Annotated in this window: 14 protein-coding genes; 9 read left to right on the top strand and 5 right to left on the bottom strand. The window is 71.4% G+C overall.

All coding sequences use genetic code 11. From position 1 onward, the window contains the following. Positions 1 to 280: 280 nt before the first annotated feature. The 3 genes from ACFYO2_RS30240 (at position 281) to ACFYO2_RS30230 (ending at position 3,862) form a co-directional block, all read left to right on the top strand. Positions 281 to 1,381, top strand: a complete 1,101-nt coding sequence (locus ACFYO2_RS30240; RefSeq protein ID WP_388355352.1) for a citrate synthase 2 — start codon at positions 281 to 283, stop codon at positions 1,379 to 1,381. 461 nt (positions 1,382 to 1,842) lie between these two features. Beyond that, positions 1,843 to 2,295: a GNAT family N-acetyltransferase gene (locus tag ACFYO2_RS30235; RefSeq protein WP_388355350.1), complete on the top strand. Its 453-nt coding sequence runs from the start codon at positions 1,843 to 1,845 to the stop codon at positions 2,293 to 2,295. Between the two features lie 160 nt (positions 2,296 to 2,455). Then, complete coding sequence (locus ACFYO2_RS30230) at positions 2,456 to 3,862, top strand: PAS domain-containing protein (RefSeq protein ID WP_388355348.1); 1,407 nt, start codon at positions 2,456 to 2,458, stop codon at positions 3,860 to 3,862. 132 nt (positions 3,863 to 3,994) lie between these two features. Here the strand turns inward: ACFYO2_RS30230 and ACFYO2_RS30225 are convergent, their stop codons facing one another. Continuing rightward, a complete protein-coding gene (locus ACFYO2_RS30225; protein ID WP_388355346.1) occupies positions 3,995 to 4,750 on the bottom strand; it encodes an SIS domain-containing protein in 756 nt (251 codons plus the stop codon). Between the two features lie 213 nt (positions 4,751 to 4,963). Here ACFYO2_RS30225 and ACFYO2_RS30220 point away from each other — a divergent pair, with 213 nt between their 5' ends. Beyond that, positions 4,964 to 5,656, top strand: coding sequence for a metal-dependent transcriptional regulator (locus tag ACFYO2_RS30220; protein WP_388355344.1), 693 nt, complete (start codon positions 4,964 to 4,966; stop codon positions 5,654 to 5,656). A gap of 660 nt (positions 5,657 to 6,316) precedes the next feature. Continuing rightward, positions 6,317 to 7,294: an alpha/beta fold hydrolase gene (locus tag ACFYO2_RS30215; RefSeq protein WP_388355343.1), complete on the top strand. Its 978-nt coding sequence runs from the start codon at positions 6,317 to 6,319 to the stop codon at positions 7,292 to 7,294. A 285-nt stretch (positions 7,295 to 7,579) separates the two neighbouring features. Here ACFYO2_RS30215 and ACFYO2_RS30210 read toward each other — a convergent pair whose 3' ends face one another. From ACFYO2_RS30210 to ACFYO2_RS30200, 3 genes are all read right to left on the bottom strand, one after another. After that, positions 7,580 to 9,208: a transporter gene (locus ACFYO2_RS30210; protein WP_388355341.1), complete on the bottom strand. Its 1,629-nt coding sequence runs from the start codon at positions 9,206 to 9,208 to the stop codon at positions 7,580 to 7,582. Beyond that, positions 9,205 to 9,999 carry an ABC transporter ATP-binding protein gene (locus tag ACFYO2_RS30205; RefSeq protein ID WP_388355339.1) on the bottom strand — a complete coding sequence of 265 codons (795 nt, stop codon included), beginning with the start codon at positions 9,997 to 9,999 and terminating at the stop codon, positions 9,205 to 9,207. The genes ACFYO2_RS30210 and ACFYO2_RS30205 overlap by 4 nt, the downstream gene beginning before the upstream one ends. Before the next feature lie 96 nt (positions 10,000 to 10,095). Continuing rightward, positions 10,096 to 10,758, bottom strand: coding sequence for a bifunctional DNA primase/polymerase (locus ACFYO2_RS30200; protein ID WP_388355337.1), 663 nt, complete (start codon positions 10,756 to 10,758; stop codon positions 10,096 to 10,098). Positions 10,759 to 11,042: 284 nt separating this feature from the next. On the opposite strand from ACFYO2_RS30200, the gene ACFYO2_RS30195 reads away from it, so the two are divergent. Further along, positions 11,043 to 12,428 carry a transcriptional regulator gene (locus ACFYO2_RS30195; RefSeq protein ID WP_388355335.1) on the top strand — a complete coding sequence of 462 codons (1,386 nt, stop codon included), beginning with the start codon at positions 11,043 to 11,045 and terminating at the stop codon, positions 12,426 to 12,428. 223 nt (positions 12,429 to 12,651) lie between these two features. Then, positions 12,652 to 14,619, top strand: coding sequence for a hypothetical protein (locus ACFYO2_RS30190; RefSeq protein WP_388355334.1), 1,968 nt, complete (start codon positions 12,652 to 12,654; stop codon positions 14,617 to 14,619). A gap of 39 nt (positions 14,620 to 14,658) precedes the next feature. Here the strand turns inward: ACFYO2_RS30190 and ACFYO2_RS30185 are convergent, their stop codons facing one another. Next, the gene (locus ACFYO2_RS30185) at positions 14,659 to 15,966 is read right to left on the bottom strand and encodes an ABC transporter substrate-binding protein (RefSeq protein WP_388355333.1); all 1,308 of its coding nucleotides are present in this window, start codon (positions 15,964 to 15,966) and stop codon (positions 14,659 to 14,661) included. Between the two features lie 118 nt (positions 15,967 to 16,084). Here ACFYO2_RS30185 and ACFYO2_RS30180 point away from each other — a divergent pair, with 118 nt between their 5' ends. Together ACFYO2_RS30180 and purU are read left to right on the top strand one after the other, a co-directional pair. Then, entirely contained in the window at positions 16,085 to 16,585 is a 501-nt protein-coding gene (locus ACFYO2_RS30180; RefSeq protein WP_388355331.1) for a hypothetical protein, read from the top strand. Positions 16,586 to 16,671: 86 nt separating this feature from the next. Beyond that, the gene (purU, locus tag ACFYO2_RS30175) at positions 16,672 to 17,553 is read left to right on the top strand and encodes a formyltetrahydrofolate deformylase (protein ID WP_388355329.1); all 882 of its coding nucleotides are present in this window, start codon (positions 16,672 to 16,674) and stop codon (positions 17,551 to 17,553) included. The last annotated feature ends 157 nt before the right edge of the window (positions 17,554 to 17,710 follow it).

Below are 17,710 nucleotides of genomic sequence, written 5' to 3'. Positions count from 1 at the left end.
ACTGAGTGCCGCAAAGCCTCCCCATGGGTGGCACTCGGAGATATCGTGCTGATGCCGTTCCGGTCGGATGACCGCCGACCGCACGGGGCATCACAGAGATACCGCCCAGGACCGCGAGTTCTCGGAGACGAACCGTGGATCCATGGCACGGGACGCAGACCACCACCTGACACGTGGTGGCCGCACCCCACAACAGCCCCACCCATCACTCACACCACAGCACCAGCAGCACCGGCCACGACAACCATCATCGGTCGCACACATCACGAGGAGCCGCCTGATGTCCGACTTCGTACCCGGACTCGAAGGAGTCGTCGCGTTCGAGACGGAGATCGCCGAACCCGACAAGGAGGGCGGCGCGCTCCGGTACCGCGGCGTCGACATCGAGGACCTCGTCGGGCACGTCTCCTTCGGCAACGTCTGGGGACTCCTCGTCGACGGCGCCTTCAACCCCGGCCTGCCGCCCGCCGAGCCGTTCCCGATCCCGGTCCACTCCGGCGACATCCGCGTCGACGTCCAGTCCGCACTCGCCATGCTGGCCCCGGTCTGGGGCCTCAAACCCCTCCTCGACATCGACGCCGAACGCGCCCGGGCGGACCTCGCCCGAGCCGCCGTGATGGCCCTCTCCTACGTCGCCCAGTCCGCCCGCGGCCAGGGCCTGCCCATGGTCCCGCAACGCGAGATCGACAAGGCACAGTCCGTCGTCGAACGCTTCATGATCCGCTGGCGCGGCGAGCCCGACCCCAAGCACGTCGCGGCGGTCGACGCCTACTGGACATCGGCGGCCGAGCACGGCATGAACGCGTCCACCTTCACGGCCCGCGTCATCGCCTCGACCGGCGCGGACGTCGCCGCCGCCCTCTCCGGAGCCGTAGGCGCCATGTCCGGCCCCCTGCACGGCGGCGCCCCCTCCCGCGTCCTCGGCATGATCGAGGAGATCGAACGCACCGGCGACGCCGAGGCCTACGTCAAGCAGGCCCTCGACAAGGGCGAACGCCTCATGGGCTTCGGCCACCGCGTGTACCGCGCCGAGGACCCCCGGGCCCGCGTCCTGCGCCGCACCGCCCGCGAACTCGGCGCCCCCCGCTTCGAGATCGCCGAAGCCCTGGAAAAGGCGGCCCTGGCAGAGCTCCACGCCCGCCGCCCCGACCGCGTTCTCGCGACCAACGTCGAGTTCTGGGCCGCCATTGTCCTCGACTTCGCCGAGGTCCCGGCCCACATGTTCACCTCGATGTTCACCTGCGCCCGCACGGCGGGTTGGTCGGCGCACATCCTGGAACAGAAGCGCACGGGCCGCCTCGTCCGCCCGTCCGCCCGCTACATCGGCCCCGGCTCCCGCGACCCGCGCGAGATCGAGGGCTACGGCGACATCGTGAACTGAGCCCCACCAGGGCATCACGCGTGGCCGAGCCAAGCCGAGCTGCTCCGCGTGATGCCGCTCGCCGCCCAGCGGGCGCCCAGCCCCCTGAACACAGACGACCCGCGAGCTCGGGGTCCCTCCGCCTGACGGCGAAGAAGCCGGCCGGACGTACCGGCGAGCTCGCGGGTCGGGTGACTGCATGTGGATTGGGCCGGCTGCGTGTACCTCGCACACGCTGGTCCGGCACCGCACTCAGTGTGGTGACGGGCCGCTAGCCCGCAGCCACCTCGCGCGTCCGGGTTTCACTCATTTACCCGATCACCTCCTTTCGGCGTGAGCCACACACTAGGAAGCGGTCGAGCACGGATCAACCCATTTTCCGGGATGTTGACTGTGCTCGTTCCGGGCGACTGCTGTACCCGTATCCGTCGCCCCGCTGCAGGAGCCGCAGATTCGAATTGTTTCGGAGGGGAGCGGTGGTCGTGTCTGACCTGCGGATTCAGTCGGTCGACGGAGACGTCATGCTCGAGCAGTGGCGGCATGTGCACAACGTGATCGTGCCGCCCGCTGCGATGGGGCGAGATGAGGTGCGCGAGCGTAGTGGGCGGTATCGGCTGGAGAACGCGTACCTCGGGGATGTGCTGGTCGGGTGTTCGACCGTGCGGCCGCCCGAGGGCGAGGAGGGCGTGGCGACCGTCATCGCGCGCGTGCTGCCCGAGTTCCGGGGGCTGGGGTTTGGGGCGGCGTTGTATGAGAAGGGGCTCAGGGACGCACGCGCGCTGGGGGCGCGGGTGATCGAGACGTGTGTGCTGGCCGTCAATGAGGACGGGCTGCGGTTTGCCGTGGGGCGTGGGTTTGTCGAGGTGGAGCGGTATGTCTTGGAGGGGGAGACCGAGGTGTGGGTGGATCTGAGGCTCGCGCCGGGGGAGGCGTAGGCCTGGCGGCGCTCGCTCTCGGGTTTCCGGGACACAACGATTCCTTCAATCTTGTGGGAACCCGGTGTGTGCTGCGTCACGTTCCAGTTAGATGATTGTTAGTGAGCGAACCGACGTGCCGTGCCGTACGTGCGGGCGCGGCAGCCTGCAGGGGGTCCAGGTGAGTGCTTCCCGGCGTAGTGGGACCACCGACGAGATCGGGCCGGACGAGCCCGAGCGGGATGGTCCGGAGGGTTCGGACGGCTCGGATCTGCTGGCCGCGCTGCTCGACGGGATGGACGCGGCGTTGTGCGCGTTCGACGCGGACGGGGTGGTGACCCATTGGAATCGCGAGGCGGAGCGGATCCTCGGGTGGACCGCCGCCGAGGCGGTGGGGCGGCACGGGTTCGCGGGGTGGGCGGTGCGCAGTGCCGACGCCGAGGAGGTGGAGGGGCGGCTGCTGTCCGCCATGCACGCTCCCGGGCGGCAGGTCCACGAGTTCGCGCTGCTGACGAAGGACGGCGGGCGGGTGCTCGTACGGACGCAGTCGGCGGCTGTGCGGGGGCCGGACGGGAAGCCCGCGGGTGTGTACTGCGCCTTCAGCGAGGTGCACACGCAGATCGATCTGGAGCGGTCGATCGCGTTGAGCGAGGCGTTGTTCGAGGACGCGTCCTGGGGTGTGGTGCTGGTCGACGCGGATCTGCGGCCGGCCGTCGTCAACGCGCATGCGGCGCGGGCGTTGGGCATCGGGCGTACGTCGGTACTGGGGCGGCCTCTCGGGGATCTGCTCGCTCAGGGTGTCGAGGAGCTGGAGAGCGCGCTCACGCATGTGCTGGCCGAGGGTGCGCCGCCCGCGCCCGCCGAGATCTGGGTGAGTGTGCGGACGCCGGACGGCGAGCAGCGGCGTTGCTGGCGCTGTGGGTTCGTGCGGTTGGCGTCGCCGCTCGCGGAGGAGCCTGTGCCGCTCGGTGTGGGCTGGCTGTTCCAGGATGTGACCGAGTCCAAGCAGGCCGAGCAGGAGGCGTCGCTGCTGCGGTTCCGTACGAATCAGTTGCACCGGGCCGCTCGGGCCGCCGCCGAGTGTGAGGATCCGCGGGAGGCGGCGGCCGTCCACCTGGACTTCGCGCTTGCCGGGTTCGCGGACCATGCGCTGATCGACCGGGTCGCGGGTGGTGCGGTGGCGGACGAGGCGGGGACGGATTCCGTACGGCTGGTGCGGGTCGCGGTGACGCCTTCCGGGGCGCCCGGGCCGAGCCTGCTGACCGGGCAGGCGGGGCTGCCGGTGCGGTACGAGGAGGGGCATCCGGCGTTGCAGTGCGTGGAGCGGATCGGGTCGGTGCGGGCGAGTGTGGGGGCGGTGCCGGCGGAGGAGGCCCGGGAGTGGGCGCTGGCTCGGCAGTGGCCCGCGGACGCGGTGCACGCGTTGTGTGCGGTGTTGCGCAGTCGGGGGCGGACGTTCGGGGTGGTGACGTTTCTGCGGGGGGCGGGGCGGAGTCAGTTCGAGCGGCAGGACGCGGTGTACGCGGAGGATGTGGCCGTTCGGATCGGGTCCGCGTTGGATTTGGCGGAGGTGTCGGGGCGGGAGTAGGACGTCGGTTCGGAGGCTGCCGTAGCTGCGGGCAGTCGTGCCGCTGGGGCGATGGGGGAGGGTGGGCGCAGCGGCACCCTGCTGGTGCCGGTGGGCGAACCCGCCCGGCAGCACCAGCACAGGCCCATGAAGTCAGCGCCGGTAGAAGATCCGCTCCGCGTACTTCTCGAACACCTGCTTGTTCCACTCGTGGCCCCCGTCCACGTTCCCGGACCGCAGCAGTGGGGGTTCGATGCCGCGGTCGGCCAGGCTTGCCGCGGCCGTGGCCATGACGGCTTGGAGGATGGCCGAGGTGACGACCGTGGAGGCGGGGGCGAAGGGGGCGGGGATGGTGTCGAGGGTGAGTTCCGCGTCGCCGATGGCGATCTTGGAGTCGAGGACGATGTCGCAGTGGTCCTTGAGGTACGTGCCGGAGAGGTGGCGGGACGTCGTCTCGGAGGCGTATGCCACCGATGTCACGCCGATGACCTTGAGGCCAAGGTCGCGGGCGGTCAGGGCCATCTCGACGGGGAGCGCGTTGCGGCCGGAGAGGGAGATGATCACGAGGGCGTCGCCCGCGCGGGCGGGGGAGCAGTCGAGGACGGCGCTCGCGAGGCCGTCGACGCGTTCGAGGGCGGAGCCGAGTGTGGCGGGCATGACGTCGACGCCGACGACGCCCGGGACGGCGAGCAGGTTCATCAGGGCGAGGCCGCCGGCGCGGTAGACGACGTCCTGTGCGGCGAGGGAGGAGTGGCCGGCGCCGAAGGCGAAGAGGCGGCCGCCGGAGGCGACGGTGTCGGCGAGGAGCACACCGGCCGCGTCGATGTTCCCGGCCTCCTCGTCCCGGACCCGTTGCAGCAGGCCGATCGCGGCGTCGAAGAACTGACCGGCCGGCGTGCTGTCGCTCATGCGGGCCCCTTCGGAGGGTCGGGAGTCTGTGTCGCGGATCACCGTGCGGTCTGGACCAGTGGGATGTCAATACGGCCGTGAGAACCGCCCCGTAACCGCTTGGTTTCAACGGCGCGGCACGGTTGTCAGTGGTATCCGGCAGAATTGATGCCAGGGCCAGCGCACAAACCGGGAAGCTGTCGTGCTTCCGGCAGATCTCATCAAGGGGCACGTATGTCCGGACTGATCGACACCACGGAGATGTATCTCCGCACCATCCTCGAGCTGGAGGAGGAAGGTGTGGTCCCCATGCGCGCCCGGATCGCCGAGCGGCTCGACCAGAGCGGGCCGACGGTCAGCCAGACGGTGGCGCGGATGGAGCGCGACGGACTGGTGTCAGTCGCCAGCGACCGTCACCTGGAGCTCACGGACGAGGGTCGTCGGCTCGCCACGCGCGTGATGCGCAAGCACCGGCTCGCGGAGTGTCTGCTCGTCGACGTGATCGGTCTGGAGTGGGAGCAGGTGCACGCCGAGGCGTGTCGCTGGGAGCACGTGATGAGCGAGGCCGTCGAGCGGCGGGTGCTCGAGCTGCTCCGCCACCCCACCGAGTCGCCGTACGGCAACCCGATCCCGGGTCTGGAGGAGCTGGGCGAGAAGGACGGCGCGGATCCGTTCCTGGACGAGGGAATGGTGTCGCTGGCGGATCTCGACCCGGGTATCGACGGCAAGACGGTCGTCGTGCGCCGGATCGGCGAACCGATCCAGACGGACGCGCAGCTGATGTACACGCTGCGCCGGGCGGGGGTGCAGCCCGGCTCGGTGGTGAGCGTGACGGAGTCGGCGGGCGGTGTGCTCGTGGGCAGCGGCGGCGAGGCGGCGGAGCTCGAGGCGGACGTGGCGTCCCACGTGTTCGTCGCCAAGCGCTGAGCGGTCGATGAGCAGTCCCTGAGTGGTCCTCGAGCGGTCGCAGAGTGGTTCGGCGGTGCGACCGACCCTGTCGATCACCGCCTCAACTGCTGAGACTGGTGGGGTGATTGGGGTCATCTGGCGGCCTGCCGGGGATCTCGTCGAATGCAAGATTCACTGTGCCGAATCGCAGCGCTCGGACGCTTCCCGTGCGAGGCTGTCGCGTGAGGCATATGACCTGAGGGCTCTTGGTCGCGGTCCGGCAGCGATGCCGTGTCCGGCCGGGGAGGGGGCGGGAAGATGTGCCGCAGACGTGTGGAAGGCCCCGGCGCCTTGTGGCGCCGGGGCCTGTCCTCCCCTGTGCTGACCCGGAGCCCCGAGCTCTCAGGGTCATCCCCTTCGGACCGTTTTCCCCGAGCGGTCCGCCTCCCGCTGAAGATCTCCCCTCGGCGGCGGCGATCATTCCTTGAGCGCGGTCACTCGAACGAGGGGTGTTGTCGGCGAGAGGGTTATTTTCGAATACGTATTCGATAGTCTGCGGGTGACGCACCACGTGGAACCTGCGCTACAGGGGTGTGGGGCAGGCGCGACAGACACGGCAGACAGGACGCGGTTCACGGAACCCGCCGACTGGAGCGGGAGCGAGCGGTCCGAGCGGAGCTAGGGGGGTGCCAGGACCACATGGCGCGACGCATCGACGTGACCGGGGCGGGCGGCGTACGCCTCGCCGCCTGGGAGTTCGGCGACCCTCCCAAGACCGACCCGGCGAAGGACGTACTGAAGCAGGACGTATTAAGGCGTGACGTACCCAAACAGGCCGTGGAGGGACGGGCCGCGGGGCAGGACGCGCCGCCGCCGTCCGGCCCCGGGGAGCCCGAGCGGGCCCCCGGCGTGCTGTTACTGCACGGCCTGATGGGCCGTGCCTCGCACTGGGCGTCCACCGCCCGCTGGCTTTCCGAGCGGCATCGCGCCGTCGCCCTCGACCAGCGCGGCCACGGCCAGAGCGAGAAGCCCCCGCGGGCCTCCTACACGCGTGAGGCGTACGTCGAGGACGCCGAGGCCGCCCTCGAACAGCTCGGGCTCGGGCCGGCCGTGCTCATCGGCCACGCGATGGGTGCTCTGACCGGCTGGCAGCTCGCCGCCAAACGCCCCGACCTGGTCCGCGGGCTGATCATCTGCGACATGCGGGCCTCCGCGCTCGGCGCCGCCTCGCAGCGCGAGTGGGAGGACTGGTTCAAGGCCTGGCCCGTCCCCTTCGCCACGCTCGCCGACGTCCGCAAGTGGTTCGGCGAGGACGACCCCTGGGTGGAGCGCCCGAACCCGGCCCGCGGCGAGTTCTACGCCGAGGTCATGCACGAGTCCCCCGACGGCTGGCGCCCCGTCTTCGAGCCGGAGCAGATGCTCGAGTCCCGCGAGACCTGGGTGTACGACGCCCACTGGGAGGAGCTCGCCCAGGTGCAGTGCCCCGCTCTGGTCGTCCGCGGCCTCGACGGCGAACTCGGCCGAGCCGAGGCCCAGGAGATGGTCCGCGTGCTGCCCCGCGGCCAGTACGCGGAGGTCGCCGACGCCGGCCACCTCGTGCACTACGACCAGCCCGAAGCCTGGCGAGGCGCGGTCGAGCCCTTCCTGGACACGATCCTCGCGGACGTCACCGGCTGAAACCGGCCCCAGAGCCTCATCCCAGAGCCTCGCTCCAGACCCGGCTGCAAGGTCCGGCGGGCCGGCGGCTACGGGGGGGTGTGCGGTGTGCCGAGTGCGGGCGCTCGGGGGTTGGTCGCGCGGTTCCCCGCGCACCCCTGGGGGCTGCGGCCGACGTCGGTTTCTCGGGCGCCGCCCAAGGGCCCGGCTCCAGCGGTTCTGCTGCAGAGCCTGGCTGCAGGGCCCCGTCTCAAGGCCCGTCACAAGGCCCCGCCCAAGCCCTCCCCCCGCCCTGCCCCGCCAAGCTCACCCCTTGCTGACCGCCATAAGGATCTCCGGCAGCTGACGAGCAGTGCGTGGGGCTGCCAATCGCAGCCCTGCCACGGTGATCGCCGCCCCGTAGACCGCTCCCACCGGGAGCATCAGCCAGCTCCACTCGTCGCCGCCCTCGCTGACGTTCAGCCAGATCGTGCCGACGATGACGGGGGCGCAGAGCAGGGCCGCCGCGACCATGCCTCCCAGGATGGCCATGAAGGCGAGACCGGACTGTCCGGGGGCCACGTTCTTGTAGCCCTCCTGCGGGATGGAGTACGGGAAGCGTGCGGACGTCCACGCGCCGGTCGCCAGCATCGCGCCGAGCAGGGCGAAGGACAGGCCGAGCACCTCGGGCAGCTTCGGCCAGTCGCCGAGCAGCGCCGTTGTCAGGACGGTCACGAGGGTGGCGTACGGCAGGGTGATCACCAGCAGGGCGAGCGCGCGGGCGCGCAGTTCGACGTAGGCGTCCCGGGTCGAGGAGATCGTCAGCGCGACCATCCAGAACGCGGAGGTGTCCTGACCGAACTGGTTGTACATCTGCACGCCGAGCATCCCGGCGGCGAAGCAGGCGAAGTAGATCGAGCCGCTGCCCTGCAAGGCGTTGAACACCGGCACGATCAGGCCGATGGCGAGGGAGGTCACCCAGGCCGCCTTGGTCTTGGGGTCGCGCCACACATAGCGCAGGCTGCGTTCCATGACCGTCCCGGTGCGGCTGGGGGTACCTCCCAGGCTCTTGGCTCTGGTGGAGGGCAGCAGCCGGGACAGGCCGGTCGAGGTCCGCTCGCGGGCGCTGGAGTCGGCGGACCGGAGCGTGGAGCCGTCCGGCGCGGTCATCAGCCGGGTCAGATGCCGAGACCATACGAGGAGCAGCGCCATCAGGGCCGCGGCGGTCAGGGCGAGTTGGAGGACGGCGACGCCGTACGACCCCTCGCTCGCGGAGTCCGCCGCCCCGATCGCCGACGCGGGCGGCACCCACTTCAGCATGTCGGCCGGCCCGTCCAGCTGGCCGAGTCCGCCGGAAGCCAGCCGCTGCGCGCCGAAGTTGACGACCTGCGCCCCGACGGCGACGACCAGCCCGCTCAGCACCGCGAGATCCCGGCCCTTGCGGCTGGTCAGCAGCCGGAGATTGGCGGCGGCGACGGTCCGCGCGAGCGCCACGCAGACCAGCAGCGCGAGGACGACTCCGACGACTCCGACGACGTACGCAACACCGCCGTGGGCCACCGACACGACGGAACCGGCGAGCATGCACAGCGTGAACAGCGGCCCGATGCCGACCAGCGAGGACACGAGCAGCGCCCGTACCAGCGGGCGGGGCCGCAGCGGCAGCATGACCAGGCGGGTGGGGTCGAGGGTCTCGTCGCCGCCGGGGAAGAACAGCGGCATCACCGCCCAGCCCGCTGCCAGCACCGCGACCAGCAGCACCACCACGGACGCGGCGTGTTCGTGCCCGCGCAGCGCGATCAGGCCGATCAGCTGGAGCGCGGAGAAGAGCAGCACGACGACGACCGAGGCGACGTAGGCGGCCCGTCGGCCACTGGACTGCCGCAGCCCGTTGCGCAGCAGGGACAGCTTCAGCCGTACGACAACGGGGGTGATGGATGCCGTGGTGGTGCTCATCGGGTCGCCCCGCCGCCCAGCCAGTCGAGGTGGGAACCGGTGTCGCGGGCGTTCGCGCCGACGAGTTCGAGGAACGCGCGTTGCAGGGTGGGGGCGTCGCCGCGGACCTCGGCGAGCGTGCCCTGGGCGCGGATGCGGCCCGCGGCCATCACCGCGACCCAGTCGCACAGCGACTCGACGAGCTCCATGACGTGGGAGGAGAAGACGACGGTGGCGCCGGAGGCGGTGTAGCGTTCCAGCACACCCCGGATGATCTGCGCGGACACCGGGTCGACACCCTCGAACGGCTCGTCGAGGAACAGCACTTCGGGGTTGTGGAGGAGCGCGGCCGCGAGCCCGATCTTCTTGCGCATGCCGGTCGAGTAGTCGACGACGAGTTTGTGCTGCGCGCCCGCCAGGTCGAGGACGTCGAGGAGCTGGGCGACCCGCTTGTCGACCTCGGCACCGGGCAGTCCGCGCAACCGCCCCGAGTAGGCGAGCAGTTCACGCCCCGACAGCCGCTCGAACAGCCTCAGCCCCTCCGGCAGCACCCCGATCCGGGCCTTCACCTCCACCGGATCCCGCCACACGTCGTGCCCGACGACCTCGACGGACCCGTGGTCGGGCCGCAGCAGCCCGGTGATCATGGAGAGCGTGGTGGTCTTCCCGGCCCCGTTGGGCCCGACCAGCCCGATGAACTTGCCCGCAGGCAGATCCAGATCGATCCCGGCCACGGCGACCTGCTGCCCGAACCGCTTCCAGAGCCCCCGCACACGTACGGCCGCTGCACCCGTCACTGCTCCCGACGTCATGGGTGAACCCTACGGTGGAAGGGGCGCGGGACTGTGTCTGAGATGCGGCTCCGCCGCGTGGGCGCGACAAGCTACGACGCACCCGTAGCCGCGGAACTACCGATCCCGCCCGCACGCATAGGCGAGCGGCGAGATCAACTCCTCCGCGTCCGGCAGCCACCGATTGGCCGACGTGGGCCGGCAGGCCCACTGCACAGCTCCCCGGGACCCGAACCGAGTGGGCGGCCCCGCGACGTACGCCCCCTCACCCAGCGCGACCAGATCGAGCGACGACGGCGACCAGCCCAGCTTCCGCACCAGCTCCGGCACCTTCACCGACGCCCCCGGCAGCACGAAGAACTGCATCCGGCGATCCGGCGTCAACGTCACGGGACCCAGCGTCAACTCCATCCGCTCCATCCGCGCCAGCGCGAGAAAACCCGCGGTTTCCGGCACGTCGATCGCGTCGAACGTCCGCCCGGTCGGCAGCAGGATGGACGCCGTCGGCTGCTTCTGCCACATCCGGCGGGCAACGGTCGCACTGCCGGTCGCCTGCGTCGCCCAGTCCTCCCGCGCCGGATGCGCGCCGGGCTCGGCGCACGCGGCGTCGCCGCACGAGCAGTGCTGCATCCCGTCAGCGGCTTCCAGCCAGGTGCCGGGGAAGACGTCCCAGTGGCGCTCCTCGGCGTAGCGTACGGCTGTCTCCAGCAGCGATTCCCCGCGCTGCTTCGGAATCTGAGCGGCTTCGGTGCCCGCGATCGTCTTTTCCACGGTGAACACAACTCCCGCGCCCACCTCGGGTTACGGCTGTAGCGCGCGCGGGGGAGGAGCATCCGTTCCGCATCTGGGGCGCATGGATGCATGTGTGGGGGCGCGCAGGAGGAAGCGGAGCGTGAGCTGGGTAGCCAGGTGTGGGGCCGGCATCCGCCTTTACCCCGGCAATCCTCGCATGCCTCGCATTTTCGCTGTGTCGGCGGGGCATTGATCTTCACGGCCGGATCTGTTCGGTGGAAGACACGTCAACTCGGTGCGCGGGCAGGCACCGCAGCCACAGGGGGTACGCCATGGCCGCAAGGCCTCTCGTCGCGCGGCAGCCGAACGAACGGCTGCAGGCGCTCATCCAGGAAGCGGGTTGCTCCAACGCGGGGCTCGCCCGTCGGGTCAACATGTGCGGCGCCGAGCACGGTCTCGACCTGCGGTACGACAAGACGTCCGTGGCACGCTGGCTGCGCGGACAGCAGCCACGCGGCCGCGCTCCGGCGATCATCGCGGAGGCACTCGGCCGCAAACTCGGCCGTACGGTCACGATCGACGAGATCGGCATGGCCAACGGCAAGAACCTCGCCTCGGGCGTCGGCCTCCAGTTCTCGCCGACGGTGCTGGGAGCCATCGAGCAGGTCTGCGAACTGTGGCGCAGTGACGTGGGCCGCCGGGACTTCCTGTCCGGCTCCTCCGTGGCCGCGTCCGCGCTGGTCGAGCCGAGCCGCGACTGGCTTATCTCCGCGCCCGACTCGCAGGTGGCGCGTTCGGCGGGGCCGCGGGTGGGGCAGTCCGACGTGGCGGCGGTGCGCGCGATGACCCAGGCGCTGTGCGACCTGGACCACCAGTACGGCAGCGGGCACGTACGCCCGGTCGTCGTGCACTACCTCAACAGTGTGGTGTCCGGGCTGCTGGCAGGCTCCTACCGGGAGGCGGTCGGCCGCGACCTGTTCGCCGCGGTGGCCCGACTGACCGAACTCGCGGGCTACATGGCCGTCGACACCGGCCAACCCGGCCTGGCCCAGCGCTACTACATCCAGGCCCTGCGGCTCGCCCAGGCGGCCGGTGACCGGGGCTACGGCGGGTACGTGCTCGCCGCCTCCATGAGCCACCTCGCCGCCCAGCTCGGAAACCCGCGTGAGATCGCGCAGTTGGCGCGGGCGGCGCAGGAGGGGGCGCGTGGGCACGCCACTCCGCGCGCGGAGGCGATGTTCCACGCGGCGGAGGCGCGGGGGCACGCGTTGATGGGCGACGCGCCGTCGGCCCAGGCGGCGTCCGGGCGGGCGGTGAGCGCGCTGGAACAGGCCGACCCGTCCGCCGGGGACGACCCGGCGTGGATCGCCCACTTCGACGAGGCCTATCTCGCCGACGAGTTGGCGCACTGCCACCGGGACCTGGGACAGGCCGAGGCGGCGGCGCGGTGCGCGCGGGAGTCGCTGGCCGGGCACCCCGAGTCGCGGGCCCGCCGTAGGGCCATCGGCTATCTCCTGCTGGCCACCGCGCAGGTGCAGCAGCGCGAGGTGGAACAGGCCTGCAACACCGGCCTGAAAGCGGTGGAGTTGCTGGAGACCCTCCGCTCCAACCGGGGCGCCGAGTACCTCGACGACTTCCAGCAGCGTCTGGAGCCGTTCCGGGAGGAGGCCGTGGTAAGGGAGTTCGGGGCCCGCCTCGACCTTCAGGCGGCGGCGTGAGAGCGCGGGGTACGGGGACGTGAACGGCAGGGAAACGAAGGTGTCGGAGGTGGCTGGGGGCCGTATGTAGCGGACGGGAGGCCGGTTCTGTCACCGCGTGCATGGTGATCTGTTACTGCTGTCACAGGGACGCAGGTCACGTGATGAGGTGCGTGGCACCCGGCTCCGGGGACCCGGTAGCGTGAGCCGACGATTCCGAAGTCCCCCATTAGTAGGAGTCCCGGTGACCCAGAGTGGACAGGGCGAAGAGCCCTCGCCGCGCGAAGCGCGCGAAGGCGTCGTGCTGCCCTCCGACGGCGGGGAACCCCTGCTGCCGGGAATGAGGGGCGGATACGGCGGAAACAGCGAATACGGCGGCGGTCAGGGGCAGAGCGAGTACCGCGGCGGTCAGGGCGAATACGGCGGCGGTCAGGGCGGCTACGGCGGTCAGAGCGGGTACGGCGGTCCGCAGTCCGGCGCCGGTCATCACGCGCAGGCGCCCGGTTCGCCGTCCGGCCAGACGTCCGGCCAGGCCCCCGGTCCGGCCGGCGGTCAGCCCTGGGGCACCCCGTGGGGCCCCGACCAGCACCAGGCGCCGGCCCCGCCGCCGGGCCAGGGCTGGCCGAGCACCCCCGAGCAGTCGTGGAACAGCCCCGACCAGTCCTGGGGCGCGCCGGGCGGCAACCTGCCGCCGGAGCCGGAAGGCGCACAGGCGTACGGCACCGACGCGTACGGCTCTCCCACGCCGCCGACAGGCCAGTACGGCCCGGCAGGCGCCGACGCCTACGGCTCTCCCGCCGCCGGTCACGGCGGCGGTCAGGGCGCCGCCTCGCCGCCCGCCGGTGCCTACGGTTCTGACCCCTACGGCTCTTCCGCCGCCGGGGCGCCACTCCCGCCCGCCGACCCGTACGGCTCTCCCGGCGCCGGTGCGCCCCAGCCGCCCGCTGGACATGCCGCCCCGAACGACGCCCTCCCGGCGCCCAGGCAGGGCGGCCCCTCGAACGCCCCCCTTCCGCCCGTCGTGCACGGCGGTGGCGGTCACGCCGCCCCCCTGCCGCCCGCCGACGAGGGCGTCACCCAGTACATCCCGCCCGTCGCGGCCGCCGCCGAGGAGGGGGCGACGCAGTACATCCCGCCGGTGGGGCCCGGGGCGTTGCCGCCCGAGGTGCACGCCGAGTCGCCCGGCGAGTCGACGCAGTTCCTGGGCCGTGCCCCGCAGGGCGGCGGCCCCCGCGGCGGAGCGGGACCCCAGCCCGCCGCCGGTGCGATGCCGTCGGCCGGTCCCATGCCGTCCGCCGGCCCGCTGCCGCCCGCGTCCGGCCCTGACGCCGAGGCCACCCAGTACATCGCGCCCGTGCCCGGGCAGGCGGGTGGCGACCGGCAGCCGCCCGCCGAGTTCGACAGCCTCTTCCGCAGCGGGCCGGGCGGTGCGGCCCCCGCCGGGGCGACACAGCAACTGCCGCGTTTCCAGCAGCCCGGGGCCGCCCCCGGCGCCCAGCCGCCGTACGGACAGTCCGCTCAGCCGCCGTACGCCGACCCGCCCCAGGCCCCCATGTACGACGACGGCGGTGACGGCGGCCGACGGGGCGGCCGTTCCAAGGTCCCGCTGATCGCCGCCGTCGGGATCGGCATCGCCGTCCTCGGCATCGGCGCGGGTGCGCTGCTCGCCGGTGGCGGCGGCGACAAGGGCGACAAGAACCAGACCGTCTCCGCCACGGCCCCCGCGACCGACGGGTCGGCCTCGCCGTCGGCGGACCCGGCCAAGGAGCAGGCCGTAGCGCTGGACAAGCTGCTGGCGGACAGCGGGAACAGCCGTACCTCGGTGATCAGCGCGGTGGCCGCCGTCAAGTCGTGCAAGAACCTCGGCCAGGCGGCCAAGGACCTGCGCGCCGCCGCCCAGCAGCGCACCGACCTGGTCACCCGGCTCTCCGGGCTCACGGTCGACAAGCTGCCCAACCATGCCGCGCTGACCGACGCGCTCACCAAGGCGTGGCAGGCGTCCGCGTCGGCCGACAGCCACTACGCGGCGTGGGCCGACCAGGCGGCCGGCAAGAAGGGCTGCAGGAACGGGCAGGCGCGCGTGACCGCCCAGACGCAGGCCGGCAACCGGGCGAGCGGCACCGCCAGCACCGAGAAGACCAAGGCCGCCCAGCTGTGGAACGCGATCGCCAAGCAGTACGGCCTGACGGAGCGCCAGCCGACCCAGCTGTGAACCGGACCCGCGGCCGAGGGGCGTCCGGCGCCCCGCCCCTCAGCCCAGGTCCGCGTTTTTCAGCGTGTCCGTCACGTCGGTGAAGCCCTTCTTGGCCGACACCAGCCGCCCCTCCCGTACGACCTGCAGCGTCACGTCGGTGTTGACCAGGCGCGGGAAACCGGCGGAGGCGAGCGCGGCCTTGAACTCCCAGCGGAGCGTCGGCGTCAGACCGCCCGTTCGGACCTTGAGCCCGTCGTCCAGGGCCCGGCTCACGGCGTCGGCGCTCACCTCTCCGTCGCCCAGGGACTCGACGGCCGCCTTGAACACCGTGTAGGCGATCCAGGTCGTCTGCACCCCGGCGTCCGCCGGGTCGATGCGGTTGTCGCCGAAGGCCTTCTCGCTGATGACCTTCTTCATGGCGTCCCAGCGGGCGTCGGTCTCCACCGGGTACCAGCCGGTGATGTACGACCCCTCGTACGGCCCGGACCGCCCGCCGGAGGCGTCGATCACCGTCTGGTCGACGCTGCCGAGGACCGTGCCGGTGCGTACGTCCGGGTAGTCCTCGCGGGCGCGGCGGAAGGAGTCCATGAAGGTGCCGGTGCGGTCGCCGATCGAGGGGACCACGCACCCCCTCTTCGCCGGGTCGGTGGTCGTGCTCTTCAGGGCCGCTTCCGACTGCTTCGAGTACTCGGTGGCGTCCTCCGCCGCCCGCAGGTCCTCCGCGACCGTGTGCCCGCCCGCCGTCAGGCCGGAGTCGAGCAGCACCGGCAGCTCGTCACCGGCGATGGTGTCGGGCCGTACGAGGGCCACGGGGCCGCAGCTCGGGGCGAGGGCCTTGCCGAGGCCGGCCAGGAGGGTGGGGGCGCCGCCGTTGACCGGGTAGGAGAGAGGGCTGGTGAACTCGTCGGTGGTGACGCCGTAGCCGCCTATGTAAGGGATGCCCTCTCCCTCCAGGGGCGGGAAGAAGGAGTCGCTGTACTGGCTGTAGGAGCCGACGACCGCGACGACCTTCTCCTTGACCGCGCGCCGGGCGCACTTCGCCGCGGCCACGCTGTCGTTGCGGTCGTTGCAGGTCAGGATGGTGAGCTTGCGGCCGTTGATGCCGCCCTGGGCGTTGATCCAGCGGGCGTACGCCTGCGCGAAGGCGGGCATGCCGGGTTTGTTGGTCGCGTTGGTGTCCTGCGGGGCCCAGGTCATCACCTTGATCGGAGCGTCCCCGGAGCCCCCCGTGACCCCGGGGACGACCCCGCAGCCGGCCGCCAGTGACGCGCACGCCACCAACGCCCCCGCGGCTCGGGCCGTGGCTCTGGTGGGCCGGGTGAACGTGGGGAGAAAGGTGCTGCGGATGCGTCGCCTGCCGGTCATGGGCACACACGCTTCCGTCACACTGCTAACCCGGGAGTGACCCTTGGTTATGCGATGGTGACGCGCAGGTGAACAGCGGGGCGCCGGTGGGGCTGCTGAGGGGGAGAACGTACGATCGGTGACCGTGCAAGGTTCGGAGAACTCTTCCCGTCGCGGCCGTCGCTCGTCCACCATGGGCGACATGCCACAGAACGACATGCCGTGGTGGCGCTGGCGCAGCAATGTGCGCTCCGCGCTGCACATGCTCTCCGATCCGGTCTTCCAGCAGAACGTCTGGCTCGCCGGTGTCGACGGGTACGGGGACGTCACCGACGCCGTGTACCGCCTGGTCGAGGACACCTGGCTCGACAACTGGTCCGCCGAGAAGTACGTCGGCACGATCTTCCGGGACTCCCAGGAGGCGGCCCTCGTCGACACCGCCGTCCTGCGGGTGCTGCGGATCATGCACCAGGTCGGGCCGGACGCCCCGGTCTCCGTGTACGTCGACCACGAGGGGTGGCCGGACGCGGTACGGGCGGCGCGCGACGCGCACCTACGGCTGGCTGCGGCCGACGGGGAGGACCCGGACGCTCCGCCGAGCACCCTCGAGGTGCTGCGGATCCTGACGCGGTCTGCGTAAGCGGTCTGGGCAAGCGGTCTGGGCAACCGGTCTGCGCGACGAGACGGCGGGACGGCCCGGGCGTCGGATATGCGACCCTGTCCTGCATGAACGCGCAGTCCACCGGAGCCGCCGCTCCCGCCGAGCAGTACGTCCTGACCCTCTCCTGCCCCGACAAGCAGGGCATCGTGCACGCCGTGTCGAGCTACCTCTTCATGACCGGCTGCAACATCGAGGACAGTCAGCAGTTCGGCGACCACGACACCGGACTGTTCTTCATGCGGGTCCACTTCTCGGCCGAGGCGCCGGTGACCGTGGACAAACTGCGGGCCAGCTTCGCGGCGATCGGTGACGCCTTCCACATGGACTGGCAGATCAACCGGGCCGACGACAAGATGCGCATCGTGCTGATGGTCAGCAAGTTCGGGCACTGCCTGAACGACCTGCTCTTCCGCGCCCGGATCGGCGCGCTGCCGGTGGAGATCGCCGCCGTGGTGTCCAACCACACGGACTTCGCCGAGCTCGTGGGGTCGTACGACATCCCCTTCCACCACATCCCGGTGACGAAGGACAGGAAGGCGGAGGCCGAGGCGCGGCTCCTCGAGCTTGTGCACGAGGAGAACGTCGAGCTGGTCGTTCTCGCCCGCTATATGCAGGTGCTCTCCGACGATCTGTGCAAGGCGCTCAGCGGCCGGATCATCAACATCCACCACTCCTTCCTGCCGAGCTTCAAGGGCGCGAAGCCGTACCACCAGGCGCACGCCCGCGGTGTGAAGCTGATCGGTGCGACCGCGCACTATGTGACGGCGGATCTGGACGAGGGGCCGATCATCGAGCAGGAGGTCGAGCGGGTGTCTCACGACGTGACGCCGGACCAGCTGGTCGCGATCGGGCGTGATGTGGAGTGTCAGGCGTTGGCTCGGGCCGTGAAGTGGCATGCGGAGCGGCGGATTTTGCTGAACGGGCGCCGGACGGTTGTGTTCGCCTAAGAACTCGTGGGGCTGGGGTTCGCGGGCGGCTGCGGGTGCGTGAGGCCCTGGTCGCGCAGTTCCCCGCGCCCCTGAAGGCTGAAGGCCGAGCAGCTGGTCCCACCTCATGGGGGGCGGGACTGTATCGATGTGCGGCTCCGCCGCGCGGGCGCGAGCA

It is taken from the genome of Streptomyces sp. NPDC006602 (assembly GCF_042870385.1).
Classification (GTDB): Bacteria; Actinomycetota; Actinomycetes; order Streptomycetales; family Streptomycetaceae; genus Streptomyces.
Note: the sequence above shows the minus strand (reverse complement) of the source record. Positions and strands in the feature narration are given on the sequence as shown.

What these genes read in the sequence shown, in the direction of transcription:
- ACFYO2_RS30240 (WP_388355352.1), top strand. Translation starts at nt 281, where the DNA reads ATGTCCGACTTCGTACCCGGACTCGAAGGAGTCGTCGCGTTCGAGACG.
- ACFYO2_RS30225 (WP_388355346.1), bottom strand. Translation starts at nt 4,750, where the DNA reads ATGAGCGACAGCACGCCGGCCGGTCAGTTCTTCGACGCCGCGATCGGC.
- ACFYO2_RS30220 (WP_388355344.1), top strand. Translation starts at nt 4,964, where the DNA reads ATGTCCGGACTGATCGACACCACGGAGATGTATCTCCGCACCATCCTC.
- ACFYO2_RS30215 (WP_388355343.1), top strand. Translation starts at nt 6,317, where the DNA reads ATGGCGCGACGCATCGACGTGACCGGGGCGGGCGGCGTACGCCTCGCC.
- ACFYO2_RS30210 (WP_388355341.1), bottom strand. Translation starts at nt 9,208, where the DNA reads ATGAGCACCACCACGGCATCCATCACCCCCGTTGTCGTACGGCTGAAG.
- ACFYO2_RS30205 (WP_388355339.1), bottom strand. Translation starts at nt 9,999, where the DNA reads ATGACGTCGGGAGCAGTGACGGGTGCAGCGGCCGTACGTGTGCGGGGG.
- ACFYO2_RS30195 (WP_388355335.1), top strand. Translation starts at nt 11,043, where the DNA reads ATGGCCGCAAGGCCTCTCGTCGCGCGGCAGCCGAACGAACGGCTGCAG.
- ACFYO2_RS30185 (WP_388355333.1), bottom strand. Translation starts at nt 15,966, where the DNA reads ATGACCGGCAGGCGACGCATCCGCAGCACCTTTCTCCCCACGTTCACC.
- purU (WP_388355329.1), top strand. Translation starts at nt 16,672, where the DNA reads ATGAACGCGCAGTCCACCGGAGCCGCCGCTCCCGCCGAGCAGTACGTC.